This is a genomic window from Streptomyces sp. NPDC005728, assembly GCF_040630895.1.
Classification (GTDB): domain Bacteria; phylum Actinomycetota; class Actinomycetes; order Streptomycetales; family Streptomycetaceae; genus Streptomyces.
This window is the reverse complement of record NZ_JBEXYL010000041.1, coordinates 1-16059: the sequence shown is the minus strand read 5'-3', so window position 1 is coordinate 16059 and position 16059 is coordinate 1. Positions and strand designations below refer to the sequence as shown.

Annotated in this window: 15 protein-coding genes and 2 pseudogenes; 9 read left to right on the top strand and 8 right to left on the bottom strand. The window is 70.9% G+C overall.

The features are described 5' to 3' along the window. Window positions 1–126: 126 nt before the first annotated feature. Window positions 127–1746 carry an MFS transporter gene (locus tag ABZ471_RS25935; protein WP_359069378.1) on the bottom strand — a complete coding sequence of 540 codons (1620 nt, stop codon included), beginning with the start codon at window positions 1744–1746 and terminating at the stop codon, window positions 127–129. 172 nt (window positions 1747–1918) lie between these two features. On the opposite strand from ABZ471_RS25935, the gene ABZ471_RS25930 reads away from it, so the two are divergent. Both ABZ471_RS25930 and ABZ471_RS25925 read left to right on the top strand, forming a co-directional pair. Then, a complete protein-coding gene (locus ABZ471_RS25930; protein WP_359069377.1) occupies window positions 1919–2554 on the top strand; it encodes a TetR/AcrR family transcriptional regulator in 636 nt (211 codons plus the stop codon). 45 nt (window positions 2555–2599) lie between these two features. Then, window positions 2600–3376, top strand: a complete 777-nt coding sequence (locus tag ABZ471_RS25925; RefSeq protein ID WP_359069376.1) for a DUF2993 domain-containing protein — start codon at window positions 2600–2602, stop codon at window positions 3374–3376. Between the two features lie 22 nt (window positions 3377–3398). Here the strand turns inward: ABZ471_RS25925 and ABZ471_RS25920 are convergent, their stop codons facing one another. Beyond that, entirely contained in the window at window positions 3399–4043 is a 645-nt protein-coding gene (locus ABZ471_RS25920; protein ID WP_359069374.1) for a TetR/AcrR family transcriptional regulator, read from the bottom strand. Window positions 4044–4058: 15 nt separating this feature from the next. Further along, on the bottom strand, window positions 4059–4694 hold the full coding sequence (locus ABZ471_RS25915) for a TetR family transcriptional regulator (protein WP_359069373.1): 636 nt from the start codon (window positions 4692–4694) through the stop codon (window positions 4059–4061). Between the two features lie 159 nt (window positions 4695–4853). On the opposite strand from ABZ471_RS25915, the gene ABZ471_RS25910 reads away from it, so the two are divergent. From ABZ471_RS25910 to ABZ471_RS25895, 4 genes are read left to right on the top strand one after another with little or no spacing between them, the layout of a single operon-like run. Next, the gene (locus ABZ471_RS25910; protein ID WP_359069371.1) at window positions 4854–6008 is read left to right on the top strand and encodes a VOC family protein; all 1155 of its coding nucleotides are present in this window, start codon (window positions 4854–4856) and stop codon (window positions 6006–6008) included. A gap of 31 nt (window positions 6009–6039) precedes the next feature. After that, window positions 6040–6978, top strand: coding sequence for a fumarylacetoacetate hydrolase family protein (locus tag ABZ471_RS25905; RefSeq protein WP_359069370.1), 939 nt, complete (start codon window positions 6040–6042; stop codon window positions 6976–6978). 33 nt (window positions 6979–7011) lie between these two features. Continuing rightward, on the top strand, window positions 7012–8643 hold the full coding sequence (locus ABZ471_RS25900) for a bifunctional 3-(3-hydroxy-phenyl)propionate/3-hydroxycinnamic acid hydroxylase (protein ID WP_359069368.1): 1632 nt from the start codon (window positions 7012–7014) through the stop codon (window positions 8641–8643). Next, window positions 8640–10637: an acetoacetate--CoA ligase gene (locus tag ABZ471_RS25895; protein WP_359069366.1), complete on the top strand. Its 1998-nt coding sequence runs from the start codon at window positions 8640–8642 to the stop codon at window positions 10635–10637. The genes ABZ471_RS25900 and ABZ471_RS25895 overlap by 4 nt, the downstream gene beginning before the upstream one ends. 72 nt (window positions 10638–10709) lie before the next feature. On the opposite strand, the gene ABZ471_RS25890 is transcribed toward ABZ471_RS25895, so the two are convergent. Beyond that, window positions 10710–11462 carry a hypothetical protein gene (locus ABZ471_RS25890; RefSeq protein ID WP_359069364.1) on the bottom strand — a complete coding sequence of 251 codons (753 nt, stop codon included), beginning with the start codon at window positions 11460–11462 and terminating at the stop codon, window positions 10710–10712. Between the two features lie 262 nt (window positions 11463–11724). Between ABZ471_RS25890 and ABZ471_RS25885 the strand changes: the two genes are divergently transcribed. Continuing rightward, window positions 11725–12378, top strand: coding sequence for a TetR/AcrR family transcriptional regulator (locus ABZ471_RS25885; protein WP_359069362.1), 654 nt, complete (start codon window positions 11725–11727; stop codon window positions 12376–12378). A 136-nt stretch (window positions 12379–12514) separates the two neighbouring features. Here the strand turns inward: ABZ471_RS25885 and ABZ471_RS25880 are convergent. Then, window positions 12515–12661, bottom strand: a pseudogene (locus tag ABZ471_RS25880) (aldo/keto reductase); the annotation flags it as partial. Window positions 12662–12938: 277 nt separating this feature from the next. On the opposite strand from ABZ471_RS25880, the gene ABZ471_RS25875 reads away from it, so the two are divergent. Beyond that, entirely contained in the window at window positions 12939–13199 is a 261-nt protein-coding gene (locus ABZ471_RS25875) for an SHOCT domain-containing protein (protein WP_359069360.1), read from the top strand. Between the two features lie 548 nt (window positions 13200–13747). Here the strand turns inward: ABZ471_RS25875 and ABZ471_RS25870 are convergent. From ABZ471_RS25870 to ABZ471_RS25860, 3 genes are all read right to left on the bottom strand, one after another. Next, complete coding sequence (locus tag ABZ471_RS25870; RefSeq protein WP_359069358.1) at window positions 13748–14041, bottom strand: hypothetical protein; 294 nt, start codon at window positions 14039–14041, stop codon at window positions 13748–13750. A gap of 32 nt (window positions 14042–14073) precedes the next feature. Further along, window positions 14074–14451: a hypothetical protein gene (locus ABZ471_RS25865; RefSeq protein ID WP_359069356.1), complete on the bottom strand. Its 378-nt coding sequence runs from the start codon at window positions 14449–14451 to the stop codon at window positions 14074–14076. 114 nt (window positions 14452–14565) lie between these two features. Further along, entirely contained in the window at window positions 14566–15054 is a 489-nt protein-coding gene (locus ABZ471_RS25860; protein WP_359069355.1) for a CBS domain-containing protein, read from the bottom strand. A gap of 828 nt (window positions 15055–15882) precedes the next feature. On the opposite strand from ABZ471_RS25860, the pseudogene ABZ471_RS25855 reads away from it, so the two are divergent. Beyond that, window positions 15883–16059, top strand: a pseudogene (locus ABZ471_RS25855) (regulator); the annotation flags it as partial.

The following is a 16059-nucleotide window of genomic DNA, read 5'->3' as shown; positions in this document are numbered from 1 at the left end:
CGGAGGGGTACGCATCGTCGGGGGCGTACGCCGCGCGAGCGTCCCGATGCCCGTATGCGGGGGCGACGCCCGCTGCCCGGCCTCGACGAGACGAGGCCGGGCAGCGTCCCGGGGGTTCGGGCCAGGTCACTGGACGGAGTCGGCGTACTCCTCGTCCCGGTCGGCTTCCGCCGCCGGCTCGTTCCGGCGGTACTTGCCGGCGGCCTTCCGGCCGGGCAGGACGGCGATGACGATCAGGGTTCCGGCGGCCATGATGACGGCGCCGATGAGGCTGGTCTGGGCGATGGCGTGGGCGAAGGACTCGTGCACGGCGGCGACCAGGGTCTGGGCCTGCTGGGGTCCGCCGCCCGGGGTCTTCGCGACCTGCCCGGCGACGGCGAGGCCGCCGCCCACCGAGTCCTTGGCGATGTCCAGCGCGGCGGCCGGCAGGTGGCCGCCGACCAGGTCGGTCAGCTTGTCCTTGTAGGACGTGGCGAGCAGCGAGCCGAGGATCGCGATGCCCAGGGAGGCACCGAGTTCCAGTGCGGTGTCGTTGGCGCCGCCGCCGACGCCCAGCTCCGACTCGGGGAAGGAGCCCATGATGGTGTCGGTGGCCGGGGACAGGCTCAGGCCGATCGCGAAGCCGAGCATCAGCAGGGGCGCCAGGAAGTCGGTGTACGCGGAACCCGACTCGATCCGCGTGAGCAGGAGGACGCCCGCCGTGCCGATCACCATGCCCGTGCCCACCACCAGCTTCACGCCGAGCTTCGGGGCCAGCTTGCCGGTGACCGCGGCGCCCGCGAACACCGCTGCGGCCAGCGGCAGCAGGCGTATGCCGGTGTCCAGCGCGTTGTAGCCGAGGACGAACTGCAGGAACTGGGTGGAGTAGTAGATCGAGCCGAAGGTGCCGAAGAAGAAGAACAGCACTGCGAGCATCGAGCCACTGAAGGGGCGCTCCTTGAACTTGCGCACGTTCAGCATGGGGTTGGAGTGGCGCAGCTCCCAGGCGACGAAGGCCAGCAGGCCGACATCGGCGGCGACGGCCGCGGCGATGGGGCCGGCGCCCCAGCCGAAGTGCGGGCCCTCGATGGTCGCATAGACCAGGGAACCGATGGAGACGATGGAGAGCAGCCCGCCGACGTAGTCGATCCGGCCCATCCCCGCCGCCTTCGACGGCGGCACCAGCACCAGCGCGCCGATCACGCCGAGAACGGCGATGGGCACGTTCATCAGGAAGGTCGAGCCCCAGGCGTGGTCCTCCAGCAGCCAGCCGGCGGCCAGCGGCCCGGCGGCGATGGCGAGACCTGACGTGGCGCTCCAGGCCGTGATGGCCTTGGCGCGCTCCGCCCTCGGGAAGATCGCGACCAGCAGGGACAGAGTGGCCGGCATGACGACGGCGGCACCGACGCCCATGATCGCGCGGGCGGTGATGACCAGGCCGGTCTCGTCGACCAGGCCGCCCATCACCGAGCCGCCCGCGAAGATCAGCAGGCCCAGGACCAGCGCGCCGCGGCGGCTGTACTTGTCGCCGATCGAGCCCAGGACGAGCATCAGCGCGGCGTACGGGACGGTGTAGCCGTCGATGACCCACTGCAGGTCGCTGCTGGACAGGCCCAGGTCACGGGTCATGCCGGGCGCGGCCACGATGAGCGACGTGTTCGCCATGACGACGATCAACAGGCTCAGGCACAGCACCAGGAGGGCCCACCACCGCCGTGGGTAGGGCCCCGTCATCTTCTCGACGGGTGTGGTCACAAAGAGTGGCATCGGAAGCTCCTCGGGGCGAGGGGGCAGGTGCGGGGATTTGCGGATCGGCAGGAGCAGTGCGGGCACGGCCACGGCACTGAGGGCAGTTATTTGCCCAACGATGTGCAGACTAGTTAATTACCCGCCGATGTGCAAATATCGAGTCGCCCTCCCCGTCGACCGGAGGTCCGACATGACCAACCCGCACGTCACAGGCGGTGGACGCCGCCAGACACAGTTCACCCGGCGCCGCATCCTCGAAGCGGCACGCCAGGAACTCGGCCGTGATCCCGACAGCAGCCTCAGCGACATCGCCGAGGCCGCCGGCGTGGTGCGCCGCACCGTCTACGACCACTTCGCCGGCCGGTCCGCACTGGTCGAGGGGCTCGTCGCGGACGCCGCGGAGGCGCTGCGCCGCGCCCTGACCGCCGTGACCGTCCCCTGTTCCGACGCCGTCCCCGCGATGGCACGCTTCGTCCTGGCCCTGTGGCCCGTCGGCGACCGCTATCGCACGCTGCTGAGACTCACGCCCCAGGACCTGGGGGCGGAACGCCTGAACCAAATCCTCGGCCCCGCCCGCGACATGGCGACGGGGATCATCGAACGAGGGCAGCGGCAGGGCGTCTTCCACACCAGCGTCCCGCCCGCGCCGCTCAGCCGTGCCCTCGAAGGGCTGATGCTGGCGCTCGTGGAGTGCGTGAACGCCGGGACCTGGAGCGACGACGGCACACGCACCGCGACGGCCGCCCTGATCGCGGTGGGGGCGGACGGCGATCTCGCCGTCGCACAGGTCCGTGGGCTCACCCGTCCCGAACCTGTCGTCGCCTAGAAATCCAAGCAGCCCGGACAACCCGAACAGCCCGAGAGGAAAGCCATGTACCAGTCCACCGAAGAGCCCGTCGGCGAGCCGTACTACGGTGACGCCGCCGTCTACGCGAGCCCCCCGACCCCGCGGCGGCTTCGCAAGATCGTCGCCGTCGCGTCCCTGGCGGCGTTGCTGGTCGGCGCCGTCGTCGTCGACCGCGTTGCCGCGGCCCGCGCGGAGAGCCGCACGGCCGAAGCGTTCCAGGAGGGAATGGCGACCCCGCAGCGGCCTTCGGTGCACGTCAGCGGTTTTCCCGTACTGACGCAGCTGGCGAGTGGCAGCCTGCGGCACGTCGAGATCACCGCCCACGACCTACCTGCCCGCGGAACGACCCGGCCGCTGCCGGTGACGAAGCTGACCGTCGGTCTCGACGGGCTGAAGACCTCGGGGAGCGCCGACGAAGCCCATGCGGGCAGTGTCGAGGCGACCGCCTTCCTGTCGTACGAGGACGTGTCGGACGCACTCGGCGCGGACATCTCACAGGGCGACGAGCCCGGCCGCGTCGACGCGACGGTCAGCCTGCCGCTCGTGGGCGAGGTGACCGTGAGTACGGCCGTCTCGGCGGCCTCCGGCAACCGCATCGCCTTCACGGACGTCCGCGTCGCCCAGGGCGAGCTGATCCCTCCCGCGAAGGCGCTGCTCGGCAAGGCCCTCACAGAGCCCGTCCCTCTCCGGAACATCCCCGAGGGCCTGCACCTGCGGTCGGTCACCACCACGGAGAACGGGATCAACGCCCGCTTCACCGGTAAGTCGGTCACGTTCCACCCGAGTTCGTCGTCCGCATGATCCTCGGGCGCCTGGTGCGGACTCAGCCGTCGGAGGTGTCGGCTCGCTTCTCCGACACCACGTCCCGGACGACCGCGGTCGCCTCCCGCTCCGGCACACCCGCCGCGACCAGCGTGGCGACGGCTGTGCTCGACCCGTCGTCCTCCCACGTCCCCGTGTTGACGCTCTCCAGCAGGGAGAGGGTCAGGGCTTCCAGGGCGGCGCTGAGCACCGCCGCCGGGAGGTGGTCGTGGAACACGCCTGCGCGCTGACCTCGTTCGAGGATGGCGGTCGCCTCGCTGCGGGCCGGGGCGAGGATCTCGGACACCCGTTCCGTGCCCAGGTCCTGGCGGGCGAGCGCGAGGAGCAGACGGTAGCGGTCTCCGACGGGCCAGATCGACAGGACGAAGCGGGCCAGGGCGCGCGGAGGCGTCTCCTCGGCGCCGGGTGGTCGGGCCACGCTGCCGCGCAGGGCCTCGGACGCCTCCTCGGCGAGCGCGTCCAACAGGGCCGCGCGTCCCGGGAAATGCCCGAAGAGCGTACGGCGGACCACACCGGCCGCCCGCGCGATCTCCTCCAGGGTCACATCGGGGTTCCGGCCCAGTTCCTGCCGGGCGGCGGCGAGGATGCGGGCCCGGTTGGAGCGCGCGTTGCTGCGCAGCGGTTCGCGGGCGACAGGCTTGGTCACAGCGCCACACCCTCCTCAGTCGAGGTCGGGCAGCGGGCGCCGGGCGACGTCGTGGGCTTCCTCCGGCGGGACGCCCAGCATCCGCAGCAGCATCTCGGCCAGGTTCGACGCGGCCGCGTCGGCGTCGAGTTCGGGCCGGGCGAACCGCAGCTCCAGCAGGGCCAGCAGGGATCCGCCCAGGGCGGTCAGCGCGGCCGTCGGGTCGGCGACGGTGAAACGGCCGGAGGCCACGCCGGCCTCCAGGTCGCGCACGGCGCGCGGGGCCAGGCCCGAGTCGGAATGGATGTGACCGAGTCCGCGGTGGCGCAGGACCTGCATCAGCTCGGGTTGTGAGTCGGCCAGGCGCGCGCTGAGGCGGAAGCCGGCCGCGACGAGTTCCGCCGGGTCGTCGATGCCTTCCAGGTGTTCGTCGAAGGTCTGGCCGAGCTCTTCGAGGGCGTCCCTCACTGCCGCGTCGAACAGCTCCGTCTTCGATTCGAAATGGTTGTAGAAGGAGCCGAAGCCGACATCGGCGCGCTCGGCGATGGCCTGGATGCTGGCGCTGGTGTCCCCGGTCTCGGCAAGGATCTGCCGGGCGGCGCGGACGAGCGCCTGGCGGGTCTCGGCGCGGCGCCGTTCGAATCGGTTACGGGGCGGGGCTGACGTCGGCATACGCGCGAGTCTAGCAACGAGCCCCTGGCCACCACAGTTCTGATGAATCAATCAGCTCAACTTTGACGAATTCATCACCTTCTCCGATGGCAGCTATTGACGATCGAAGAGTCAAAGCTGATGATTTCCTCATTACAGCGATGTTGCTTGGAGGACACCATGTCCGAAACCCGCGTCAACGCAGACGGCGTCACGGACGTCAGGACGGCCCACCAGGACCTCCACAGCGAACAGGGCGCACTACGGGGCGAGCACCCCGGACGGTCCCGGAACCCCGTCGTCAAAGTCGCCGACCTGGCCTGGCTGGAGTTCGAGAAGCCCGACCTGGACCGGGCGGAGGTCTTCGCCCGCGACTTCGGGTTCGCGGTCGCCGCCCGGACCGAGCGGGAGCTGTGGCTGCGTGGCACCTTCGCGGGCTCGCCGTGCTTGGTGATCCGCGAGGGACGCGCCTCCCGCTTCATCGGCCCGGCGTTCCGTGCGGCAGAACGGGCGGACCTGGACCGGCTCGCCCGGGCGACCGGGACGGACGTACGGGACGCGGATGTTCCGGGCGGCGGCAAGATCGTGAACCTGCTCGACCCGTCGGGTCTCCCCGTGCGCGTGGTGCACTGCGGCCAGGAACTGGCGGCGCTGCCCGAGCAGCGGCCGCTGCCGCTCAACTTCGGCACCGATCACCGTCGTACGAACGCCAGGCAGCGGCCTCCGCGTGAACCGTCCCGTATCCAGCGCCTGGGTCATGTGGTCCTGGAGACCCGGGTGTTCGCCCGTGCCCTGGACTGGTACCTGGACACGCTCGGAATGATCGTGTCCGACTTCCTCTTCCTGGACGGCCAGCGCGACCGCGGCCCGACGATGGCGTTCATCCGCTGCGACCGGGGCGGCCTGGCCGTCGACCACCACACGCTGGCCATGTACCTGGGCCCGGGCAACGGCTACGTCCACTCCGCCTACCAGGTGACCGACCTGGACTCGATCGCGGCCGGCGGTGAGTATCTCAACGAGCGTGGATACAGGCGAAGTTGGGGCATCGGGCGGCACATCCAGGGCAGCCAGCTGTTCGACTACTGGCGCGACCCCGACCACTTCATGCTGGAGCACTTCGCCGACGGCGACCTCTTCTCCTGCGACGTCGAGCCCGGCTGGGCACCCATGTCCACGAGCGGCCTCGCCCAGTGGGGTCCCCCGGCCACCCGCGACTTCCTCGGCACCGGCCCCTCCCCGCAACGGGTCCGCGATGTCATCCAGGCCCTGCGCGGCGACAACGAGATGGACCCGGCGCGCCTGTTCGGCCTGCTGAAGGCCGCGAACTCCTGACCCTCCCCACCCCTCGGATGAAGGCACTGACATGAGCACCAACGTCCTGCGTACCGCCGACGGCTGGTGGGTCGTGCGCGAAGCGCGCGCCGTCCGCATCGACACCAAGGCCGTCACCACCGCCGAACTCCTGGCGGACCGCGAGGCCGTCCGGGCAGCGACTCCTTCGGGTGCCACGGGGACGCCTGTCGCCGACCTGGTGGCACTCTCCCCGGTCACCACCCCCTGCCGCGTGGTCGCCCAGATGGTCAACTACCGCAGCCACGCCCGCGATTCGGGCTTCACCGGCGACATCCCGCCCGCCTTCTTCCGCAAGGCGTCCGGCTCGGTCAGCGGCCCGGGCGAGAGCATCATCCGGCCCGCCCACGTGAAGTTCCTCGACTACGAGGTCGAGCTCGGCCTGGTCATGGGGGCACCCCTGCCCGTGGGCACCGTGGTCGAGGAGCGGGACCTGGCTTCGTACGTCGCCGGGCTCGTGATCACCAACGACGTCAGCGCCCGGGACATCCAGCTGACCAGGACGCAGTTCTACGAGAGCAAGTCGTACCCGACATTCACGCCCACCGGCCCGTACCTCGCCCTGCTGGAGCCGGATGACTTCGCCCATCTCCTTGACCTGCGGCTGAAGTTGAGCGTGAACGGCGACCTGCGCCAGGACCGTACCCTCGCCGACATGATCGTCCGCCCGGCGCAGGCGCTCACCCTGCTCGCCCGGTTCCAGACCCTCGATCCCGGCGACCTGCTGCTGACCGGCACCCCCGGCGGCACGGCCCTCAAGGCCCCGCCCAAGGCGGTCGAGAAGATCGGCTCATTGCTGCCACCCGCGACGAAGTGGAAGGCGTTCTTCAAAAGCCAGGCCAGGAACCCGCACTACCTGCACGCGGGCGACCACGTGAGGGCCACCATCGCCACGCCGGACGGGCGCATCGACCTCGGCGAACAGCGCACCCCCGTGACCGACGCGAACTGACCGACGCGAACCGACACCCGAAGTGAGCCGCACATGACCGTCGACCAGGCCGCCGGACCACGGGAGACCGTGCCCGGGCCGGGACACGTACCCGTGGTGATTGTCGGAGCCGGGCCGGTGGGCGTGACCGCCGCCCTCCTGCTGGCCCGGCGTGGCGTGAGGACCGTCGTCCTCGAACGCCACCCCGATGTCTACCCCCTGCCGCGCGCCGTCGCCACCGACGACGAGGTCCGCCGCATCCTCCAGGCCGCAGGGGTCGACGAGGAGTTCGCCGCCGTCGCCCGCCCCGCCCGGGGGCTGCGCCTGCTGGACGCCCGGCACCGGGTGATGGCCGAGTTCCTGCGTGCCGCGCAGGGGGCGCACGGCTTCCCGCAGACCAGCATGTTCGACCAGCCCGAACTGGAGCGGGTGCTGCGCGACGCCCTGGCCCGCACCCCGCAGTCCGTGTTGTGCAGCGGGGTGGAGGTCGTCGGCGTCGAGCAGGACGGCGACGGGCCGGTCCGCGTGACCTACCGCGACGAGGAGGGCGAACACCTGCTGCGGGCGGACGCCGTCCTCGGCTGCGACGGCGCCAACAGCCTCATCCGCGACGCCATCGGTGCCACGTGGGAGGACCTGCGCTTCGAGGAACGCTGGACGGTCATCGACGTGCGCACCAGCCTTCCGGTCCGCTGCTGGGACGGGGTCGAACAGATCTGTGACCCGCAGCGGCCGACGACGTTCATGCGCGTCGGCGAGGACCGCTACCGCTGGGAGTTCCGGCTGCCGGAGGACTCCGAACCGGATCACGAGCGGATGCGGGAGCTGGTCGCCCCCTGGGTGGATCTCGCCCACGGCGCCGACTTCCAGGTGGTGCGGCAGGCTCAGTACACCTTCCGGGCGCGTATCGCCGACCACTGGCGTCGGGGCCGCGTCTTCCTCCTCGGCGACGCCGCGCACCTGACCCCGCCGTTCATCGGACAGGGGCTGTGCGCGGGTCTGCGCGATGCCTACAACCTGACCTGGAAACTGGCACGCGTCCTCCGACAGGGTGCGCAAGAGCGCCTGTTGGAGACGTACGAGAGTGAACGCAAGCCCCACGCCCGTCACGTGATCCGACTCGCGGTCGCCATGGGCTGGGCCATGACCGGCGGCCAGGACGGTGCCGCCGCCCTCCGCCGCGGCGTCCTGGGGGCGGCCGTCCGCATCCCCGGCCTGACCACGGCGGCCGTCCGTGACCTCAGCCCGGCGCTGACCGCGGGGCCGCTGGTCCGACGCCGTGTCCGCGTCGGCGGACGCGGTCTCGTGGGCGGCTTCTGTCCGCAGCCCTGGGTGAGCGCCGACGGGCGGCGCGCCCGCCTCGACGACCTGCTCGGCGACTCCTTCGCCGTCCTGACCGCCGTACCGCTCTCCCCCTCGCTGAAGGCGGTCGCCGACGGTCTCGGCGCCCGGATCCGCTCAGTGGCCGGCCTCGGCGACGACGGACGTCTCGCCGCCTGGCTGCGCGAGGGCCGGGCGGACGCCGTGCTGCTGCGTCCGGACCGCGTGGCGATGGACGTCATCCCGTGCGGCGGCCGTGACTTCACGGACACGGCCGCCTGGGCGTCCCTGCTGCACACCACACGAAGCACCATCCCTGCCCAACGGACCGTTGAGACAAGCCTGTTGAGGAGCACGACGCGATGAACACGCCGTACCCGGCCCCCTTCTTCACGCCCGATCCGGAGGCGGCGGCCGCCAGCCGCATCGTGGACTTCGCCCGCTGGGCGGCCCGGCACCGGGGCATGGAGGCCGACGCCGACTACACCGCCCTGCACCGCTGGTCGGTCACCGACCTGGAGGGTTTCTGGAGTGCGGTGTGGGAGTACTTCGACATCGACTCGGACAGCCCGTACGAGCAGGTGCTGGCCGAGGAGAGGATGCCCGGCGCCCGCTGGTTCCCCGGTGCCACCCTCAACTACGCCCACCACGCCCTGCGCAACCTCGCGGACGACGAGGTGGCGATCGTCGCTCTCGACGAGACCGGCTCGGCGTACGAGGTGACCGGGAAGCGGCTGCGCGCCCAGGTCGCGTCCGTCGCCGCCACCCTGCGTGACCTGGGCGTCGGCCAGGGCGACCGGGTCGTGGGCTACCTGCCCAACACCCCGCACGCGATCGTCGCGTTCCTGGCCGCCGCGAGCCTCGGCGCCGTGTGGTCGGTGTGCGGGCAGGACTACGCGCCCCAGGCGGCCGCCGACCGGTTCGCCCAGCTCGGGCCGACCGTACTGATAGCCGCCGACGGCTACCTCTTCAACGGCACCACGCACGACCGCCGTGACGCCGCACTCGAACTGGCCCGCGCACTGCCGACGCTGAAGGCGACGGTGCTGGTGGACCACATGGGCCTGCCGTGGCCGTCGAGGGCGTACCCGTCGCTGGTCGTCCCGTGGGAGGACGCCTGCACCCGCTCGGAGGAACTCGCCTGTACGGCCGTGCCGTTCGACCACCCGCTGTGGGTCGTCTTCTCCTCCGGCACGACCGGCCTGCCCAAGGGCATCGTGCACGGCCACGGCGGCGTCCTGCTGGAGCATCTCAAGACCCTAGGTCTGCACTCCGACCTCGGCCCCGGCGACCGCCTCCTCTGGTACACGACCACGCACTGGATGATGTGGAACCTGGTCGCCTCGACGCTGCTGACCGGCGCGACCCCGTGCACGTACGACGGCAGCCCGGCGCCGTTCGCCCGCCCCGACGTCCTGTGGGAGCTGGCAGCCCGTCATCGCGTCACGGTCTTCGGCACCAGCCCCCAATACCTGCTGGGCATGGCCAAGTTCGGCATCGAGCCGTCCGTGCACGACCTGTCGTCGGTCCGCGTGGTCGGCTGCACCGGCTCCGCCCTGCCGGCCTCCGCCTACCCGTGGGTCCGGGACCACGTCGGCGACCGCATCCTGCTCGCCTCCATCAGCGGCGGCACCGACATCGTCTCCGGTTTTGCCGGCAGCGCGCCGAACGCCCCTGTCTGGGCAGGCGAGTTGTCGGCTCCCCACCTCGGTGTGGCCCTGGCCGCGTACGACACCGAGGGCCTCCCGGTCGTGGACCGGGTCGGCGAGCTGGTCGTCACCCGCCCGCTGCCCTCGATGCCGCTGTACTTCTGGAACGACCCCGACGGCAGCCGCTACCAGGACGCCTACTTCTCGGCGTATCCGGGCCGGTGGCGGCACGGCGACTGGATCACGGTCACGGGCCACGGCTCGGTGATCGTGCACGGTCGCTCGGATTCCACCCTCAACCGCAACGGCGTACGTCTCGGCAGCGCCGACATCCACGACGTCGTGGAACGCCTTCCCGAGATCACCGAGGCGCTGGTCATCGGCGCGGAGGAACCGGACGGCGGCTACTGGATGCCCTTGTTCGTGGTCCTCGCGGCGGGCTCCTCCCTGGACGACGCCCTCCGCAACCGCATCCGCGAGGCCGTCCGCGCCGGCGCCTCACCCCGCCACGTCCCCGACGAGATCCTCGAGGTCCCGGCCATCCCGCACACCCGGACCGGCAAGAAACTGGAGGTTCCGGTGAAACGGCTGCTCCAGGGGGCTCCGGTCGAGCAGGTCGTCCAGCCCGCCGCGGTGGACGCCCCGGAACTCGTCGACTACTACGCCCGCCTGGGAGCCGACCGTCGCAGTCGCAGGAGCGCCGAGGCGTGAGAACGGCACAGATCGTCACCGCCGTTGTACTGGTGCCCGCGGCGGTGATGACGCGGTCGCCCTTTCGACAGGTCAGGTCGTGCGGATGACCGGCACGCTCCGCTCCACGGCGTAGGCGTGCACGGCCGTCAGGAACCCCTGCTGGTCGGCGACGATCCCCTCGACCTGCTCGGACTTCAGCATCTCGTCCATCGCGGCGCGGCTGTCGGCTCCGATGACGACGCCGCCGTGGTAGCGGCGGAAGGTCGGGTTGTCGTGACAGACACCGGGTGAGGCGTGCACGAATCGCGACCAGGGCAGGAAGGTGTACGTCCGCAGGTCGCGTGCTCCGGCCTCGTACAGCGCGCGCCCGATGCGGTCGTGGACGTACTTCCGGAACGCCCGGCCGCTCACCCCGCGGCGCCGGCGCAGCAGCAGAACCGTGCGGTGGCCCACAGCGTCGTCGTGGCCGTCGGTCCACCAGCGGCCTCCGCCCGGGCCGGTGACGTTCCCGAGGACCCGTTCGAAGACGTTCTGCTCGTCGGCGTAGACCTCCCGCATGTGCAACGGCATGCCGAGAGCTGCGGGCGTGCTCAGGAACCGGACCTCGGCGACGCCGTCGCAGCGCCGGCTCGGGGGGACGATCGTGCCCACCGTGGGAGACGACGGCCAGTAGCCGTGATCGGTGGGCGAGAAGTGCCGCTGCACGTACTCGGCCATGTTGGGCAGCCGCCCGGCGATCTGTGCGTGCGGCCCGGCCCAGTAACCGAGCACCGATGCTCTCGGCAGGTCCCCGCGGAACCAGACGGGGGCCATGAAGGAGGAGGTCTTCACAGGCCGGCTCATTTCTTCTCCTGTGCGGACAGTGGAGTTCAGGGGTGAAGGCCCCGGATGCAGTCGACGACGTGCAGCGGGTCGGCGAGGCTCGCGCAGGCGTCGCCACTGTGCGGGGAACTCCCAGCTCCTTGACGCGGCCAGGGTCACCACCTCCTGAAGGAATCGTCACTTCCGAGACTGACGTCAGTCAATAGAACCGACGAAATATTCAGGAAACGTGGGTGGGCGGCTAGAGTGCAGGTGGACCGAGTAGGGATGCCTGGAGGATGCGATGGCCGACAAGACCGCGCCCCGGCGTGCCGACCAGCGGCGGGTGCGGACGCGGGCCTCCCTCGTGTGCGCGGCACAGCGCCTGCTGGCCGAGGGGCGCACCGACGTCGCGGTGCTGGAGATCACCGAGCTCGCCGACGTAGGGGTCGGCACGTTCTACAACCACTTCGACACAAAAGAGGACCTATTCCGGGTGGCGGTCGAGGACGCGCTGGAGTGGTTCGGCGCTCTCATGGACCGCCTCACCGCCGACATCGACGACCCGGCCGTCGCGTACGCCCAGAGCTTCCGCATGACGGGCCGCCTGCACCGCCGCTACCCGCAGCTCAGCCGAGTCCTCCTCAACCACGGACTCGAAGTGGCCCACTCCGACCGTGGGTTGGCGCCGCGCGCACTGCGCGACATCCGTACCGCGGCGGCCGCCGGGCGCTTCGACGTGGAGGACCTGGACCTCGCCCTGGCCATGACGGTCAGCGCCCAACTGGCCCTGGGCTCGCTGCTGCACGCCCAGCCCGACCGCGACGACGCGAGGTCCTCGGACGTGGTCGTCCGCGGACTGCTACGGCACTTCGGCATAGCCGCCGACGAGGCCGAGCGGATCTGCTCGCTCGACCTGCCCGACCTCGATCTGGTCGACGCCGCCGTCGTCACGTGAGCCGTATCCGCGCAACGCATCGGACACCTCGGCGGACGCGCTGACCAGGGCGGGGCCCAGGACGAGTGGTGCCGAGCGTACGGCACCGACGCCACGGCGACACAGGTGCGGGCCGGTCGCCGGTGACCACGCCGTGGGGGGCGACCGCCTCGATCGCGGCGATGTCCGCGTCGGTGAGGGTCACCTCGGTCGCGGCGACGTTCTCCTCCAGGTAGCGGCGGCGCTTGGTGCCGGGGATGGCGACCGCGCCCTGGTGCTGGACCCAGGCGAGCGCCAGCTGACCATGGTGCTCGCCGCGGCCCAGGCATGGTTCTGGGCCGCCGAGGGCTCCGAAGCGACGGCGCACGGGCAGTCCTGGTCGTCGCAGCGGCTGGCTCAGCACCGCTCGACGGTCGTCGAAGCCGCCCGCAGGCTCATCGAGCCGAGGGCCACTCCCGAGTAGCCGGCACTCCCCCGTCCCGTCGCCTCTCGGTCCTGCAGCGGGGCCGAACGGCCCTGGTACCGGTCCGGGGGCGTGCCGACAATGAGGAGCAGAAAGCCTCCTGAGGAGGTGAGCTGCGGTGATGTATTGGGACGGCGGCTGGGTCTGGATGGCCTTCATGCCGCTGCTGTGGATCGTGCTGATCGGGCTCGTGGTGTGGGCGGTGATCCACCTCACCCGGCGCCCCGCCGATCGCGGCGGAGGCACGGAGCACGGCTGGGCACCCAGAGAGATGCCGGAGGAGATCCTCGACCGTCGCTTCGCCTCCGGCGAGATCGATGCCGACGCATACGACGAGGCACGCAAGCACCTGGCCTCCCACCGGCCGAGGCCCCGGTGAACCGCCTCGGAGGCTGGCTGTCACTCACCGTGCTGGTCGCCACGGTGGCCGTACTCACGCTTCGGTCGTGTGGGTGGCGGGCAGCGACTTCGGACGGGCCGGCTCCCGGGCCATGACGGGTTCCCTCTCCCGCGACGTGCCGGTCCGCGATCCGGCCGAAGCCGAGGGCGCGGCGGGGCGGTTCGCCGACCGGTGGGACCTGCACGTCGACGAAGTCATGCAGTTCAGCAACGCCATTGCGCCGAACTTCTCGACCGTGGCGGCAAGGGGGCCACGGAGATCCTCATCGGCCCGCGCTCCGGCACCAAACGGGGGGTACCTTCCGCCTCCTCGTCAAGCCTTTCGGCCCGCTGTCCTGCACCGACACGGGTTCGGCGTCGGGGGTACGGATGTGTGGGCCGTCAAAAAGGACTCCGGTCCAATGCCTCGCCGGCGTCGGGACGCCGAAATCCGGAGCGCCCGACCGACGGCGTCGCTCTCGTGGCCGAAGGGACGAGCCCCTTACCCCTCCCCCGAGGCCGACGTCATCGGCGGCCTGTCTACCCGATCTAGGGGGCGGTGGTGGATTGCACTTGCGCAACGGTGGCGCCTCCGCCGGTCCTGACGGCCGCCACCACCGCCTGATGCAGATCCCTGCTCTGCCGCTCGGAATGGCAGGGAACCGGGCTTCCGGTAAGAGTGAACCAATCGGAGGTGCCGGTGTACTGAACCGTCACATCGGCCTCCCTGCCGTCCCACGTCGTGTGAACGGTCAGGTCGCCCATGACGATTCCTGCCTCGTCGGTGCGAGCGCCGCCGCGGCCGGTGAAGACGCCGGGTGTCGTCCATGATGCCCAGACCATGACGTCAACCTTTCTTCCTGACTACTCACGACTCATACCTGAGCCGCACTGGCATGTGATGCGGGATCCCGGAACGCGCCGCAGCTGTCCGGTCGTGGCAACGGCTTCGTCGCGCCGGCGGCCTCTTCCTCCACGAACCTGGTCAAGGCCCGAACGCTTTCAATGAACCGGGCCGGGAAGACGATGGTGGAGTTCTCCTCCGCGGCGACCTCGGCGAGGACCTGCAGGGGGCACAGTTGCAGGGTGTCACTGATGACATCGGCCGGGCGATCGGCGCTCAGCGCCTCTCCCTTCGCAGCGATGATCTCGGCGCGCTTGCCCCACCCCACCTCGGCATGGCGGGCCATCGCCCGTTTCAGGTCCGCCGGCAGCTCGATGTCCCTCAGTTCCACCAGCAACACATTCGCCACCGACCCCACCTCCCTGACCAGGCTTGCTTCCAAAGTGCTCGACCAGTGCCGACCTCGGCTTGGGCCACCCGTCCCGATTCCGGGGTACGACCGGCCCCAACGTCACCAGCACCACTACGGAATGGTGATTCCGTGTTCGCGCGCGCCGGGCTCCGGTGGCAGTCCGGGCAGCGTGACACGTGCGGGCCCTTCGGCAACCGCGCCTGCGCGATGCTGCAGGCCTGCGGCGGCGGCCACGTAGTCCCGTGCCGTGAGCAGCCCCACGAGCCGTCCATGCGAGTCTGTGACCGGCAGGGCGTCCGTGTCCTCCTCCGTCATGACGGCTGCCGCGTGCGACAGGGACTCCTCGGGGTGGATCCTGGCGGTCCGACGGGAGTGCACGAGATCGCGCACCCTTCCACCGGACAGCGCAGCCCCGGTGCAGGCCACAGCGAGTTCAGCCCGGTTCAGCACGCCCGCACAGCAACCGTCCCCGCGGACCACGGGCAGCGCTCGCTGTCCCGACCGTTCCAGGACTTCCCAGGCCATCAGCAGCGTCTCGTCCTCACTCACCGAGTACGGCCCGGTGTCCATCAGGGTCCGCACCTCAGGGTTCTCCACCACGACCCTCTCCTTGTGCTGTAGCCGGGCTCAACCGGATCGGACGCGCGCTCGCGTCGGGGCAGCCATATGCCGTTGTCGCGGACGCTCGGTTCCCTTCCGCGCGCCCTTTCACTCTGACTCCTCGGGAGCGACCCGTCATGGGGAACCCATGGCCTCGGAAACGGCCATCGGCGCCCCGGCCGATCCGGCCCGTCGGCGCTCGGGCGCCCGATGCGACGTGCAGCCGCGTCCGCACGCGAGTCGCAGCAGCCTCGGCTGCCCCTGGTCCTGAGTTCCGACGGCGGCATCGTGCCAAGGCGTTGAGCCCCTCCAACGGAGCCGTTCGTCCTCTGCCGCAGTCGTCAGTGCGGGGATGCGCTGGACGGGGCCAGTATCCGCAGATCGCCAGGTCGGACGGCACGAGGTGTGCCGTGTATCGAATCGCCCGTCCAGCACGGTCGCACCGCCCTGCACAGGCACCGGTGGCCTCGCCACGGCTCGAACCGGTGCTCCTTGCGGTCACGTGTTCCAGCAGGGCCCGCAGGTCGTGGCATTCCGCGAGGACGGTGCCGGGCGGGAAGGGCCACTCCGGTGCCCCCTCGCGCAGGCGGTCCAGTACCGCCCTGCCGACCCCTCCGTCGTGCCGGGACGGGTCGTCGACGGCGCCGATCGCGATACGCGTGGAGACGCTCATGGTGTCTCTCCTCCACAGCGGTTGCCTCCAGCGTGCGGCCCGGCAGGTACGGCCTCCCATGGGCCGAAGGGCCCTGGCCGGATCCGAGCGGCCCGTGGCGGCAGGGCCCGGACACGCTCACGCTGGTAGCAGGGCCCATGAAGGGAGCCGGCGCGATGACCTCCGCCACCACCATGACCACGGCCTTGCCCGCCGAACACCGTGAACGGCTGATGTGCCTCGCCCGAGAGGTCTCCTTCGAGGCCGGAGCCCGCCTGTTCGAGGAGGGGCACCGCGCCGACCGCTTCTGGATCGTGCGGACCGGCACCGTCGCCCTCGACCTGCATGTGCCG

Bases quoted from the DNA above. Each gene is read 5' to 3' on its own strand.
- ABZ471_RS25935 (WP_359069378.1), bottom strand. From the start codon at position 1,746: ATGCCACTCTTTGTGACCACACCCGTCGAGAAGATGACGGGGCCCTAC.
- ABZ471_RS25930 (WP_359069377.1), top strand. From the start codon at position 1,919: ATGACCAACCCGCACGTCACAGGCGGTGGACGCCGCCAGACACAGTTC.
- ABZ471_RS25925 (WP_359069376.1), top strand. From the start codon at position 2,600: ATGTACCAGTCCACCGAAGAGCCCGTCGGCGAGCCGTACTACGGTGAC.
- ABZ471_RS25915 (WP_359069373.1), bottom strand. From the start codon at position 4,694: ATGCCGACGTCAGCCCCGCCCCGTAACCGATTCGAACGGCGCCGCGCC.
- ABZ471_RS25910 (WP_359069371.1), top strand. From the start codon at position 4,854: ATGTCCGAAACCCGCGTCAACGCAGACGGCGTCACGGACGTCAGGACG.
- ABZ471_RS25905 (WP_359069370.1), top strand. From the start codon at position 6,040: ATGAGCACCAACGTCCTGCGTACCGCCGACGGCTGGTGGGTCGTGCGC.
- ABZ471_RS25900 (WP_359069368.1), top strand. From the start codon at position 7,012: ATGACCGTCGACCAGGCCGCCGGACCACGGGAGACCGTGCCCGGGCCG.
- ABZ471_RS25895 (WP_359069366.1), top strand. From the start codon at position 8,640: ATGAACACGCCGTACCCGGCCCCCTTCTTCACGCCCGATCCGGAGGCG.
- ABZ471_RS25890 (WP_359069364.1), bottom strand. From the start codon at position 11,462: ATGAGCCGGCCTGTGAAGACCTCCTCCTTCATGGCCCCCGTCTGGTTC.
- ABZ471_RS25885 (WP_359069362.1), top strand. From the start codon at position 11,725: ATGGCCGACAAGACCGCGCCCCGGCGTGCCGACCAGCGGCGGGTGCGG.
- ABZ471_RS25870 (WP_359069358.1), bottom strand. From the start codon at position 14,041: ATGGTCTGGGCATCATGGACGACACCCGGCGTCTTCACCGGCCGCGGC.